This window comes from Roseibium sp. AWQ4_254, assembly GCF_056161025.1.
Window position 1 is genome coordinate 1 of sequence record NZ_JBSWYH010000082.1, and the last position, 1,259, is coordinate 1,259.

Below are 1,259 nucleotides of genomic sequence, written 5' to 3' on the forward strand. Positions count from 1 at the left end.
AACCTCGCCATTGGAGGTGATTTCTGATTCACTTCGATCATGGAGGTGTTTTCATGGATCCGAGCAGTCTTTTCAGTTTGTCCGATCATCTTGAGCGCTTGAGCAAGGATGGCGATCCGCTCGAGGTTCTCGAGCGGACCGTTGATTTCGAATATTTCCGAACCTGGCTGGTGGAAGGGCTGGAGTACAGCGACGGCTCCAAGGGCGGGCGGCCGCCTTTTGACCCGGTTTCGATGTTCAAGGTGTTGATCCTTCAGACGCAGCACAATTTGAGTGACGCGAAGATGGAGTTTATCATTCGCGACCGGCTCTCCTGGATGCGATTTTTGGGCTTTTCCCTCGGGGAGCCGATGCCGGACGAAAACACCATCCGGCATTTCCGCAACCGGATGACGGAGACCGGCACCTTGAAGCGGGTGATGAAGGCGTTTGACTGGCAACTGAAGAAGAAGGGCTATATCCCGATGTCCGGTCAGATCGTCGATGCGTCTCTGGTTCCCGCGCCTAAGCAGCGCAATACGGAAAACGAAAAGCAAGCGATCAAAGCGGGCAAGACGGCAGAAGACATCTGGCCCGATGAGCCCAACAAGGCGGCACAGAAGGACACCAATGCCCGCTGGACGCTGAAAATCGGGGGGAAAGTGCGCTATCGGCCCGATGGCACGCCGCTACCGCAGATCGCCTTACCGGTGTTTGGCTACAAGAGCCATATCAGCATCGACCGGCGCTTCGGCTTCATCCGGGGCTGTGCGGTCACCTCAGCCGCTGATGCCGACGGCAGGCAACTGAAGCATGTCGTGACCAAGGACAACACGGCCTCCGATGTGTGGGCCGACAGCGCCTACCGGTCCAGTAAAAACGAGAAATGGCTGGCGCAAAACATGTTGGTGAGCCGCATTCACCGGCGCAAGCCGGCGAACAAATCCATGCCGGAGGCAACATCCCGCGCCAATGCAAAGAAGTCAGCCATCCGTGCCCGTGTCGAACACGTCTTCGCGCATCAGAAGAACCGCTACGGCTTGTTCATCCGCACCATCGGCCTGGCGCGCGCCGAGACCAAACTCACGCTCGCCAACCTGGCCTACAACTTCGATCGTCTGATGTTCCACGAACGGCGCGCCGCCATGGAATGAGTCCGCCTTCAACGCGGAAAAATCGATGAAACACCCCCGGATCAATCCGATCCGGGGCAAAAACGCGGGCCTCATGGCTGAAAGCCGTCGGGACGCCTCAAAATAGCGGGTTGTTGCGGGTGCCCA

The 1,259-nt window shown here is 58.1% G+C and carries 1 protein-coding gene; it reads left to right on the forward strand.

All coding sequences use genetic code 11. From position 1 onward, the window contains the following. Positions 1-53 precede the first annotated feature (53 nt). Positions 54-1,133 (forward strand): IS5 family transposase, encoded by a 1,080-nt coding sequence (locus tag ACXAIC_RS24695; protein WP_475187080.1) that lies wholly within the window; start codon positions 54-56, stop codon positions 1,131-1,133. Positions 1,134-1,259: the final 126 nt, after the last annotated feature.

What these genes read in the sequence shown, in the direction of transcription:
- ACXAIC_RS24695 (WP_475187080.1), top strand. Translation starts at nt 54, where the DNA reads ATGGATCCGAGCAGTCTTTTCAGTTTGTCCGATCATCTTGAGCGCTTG.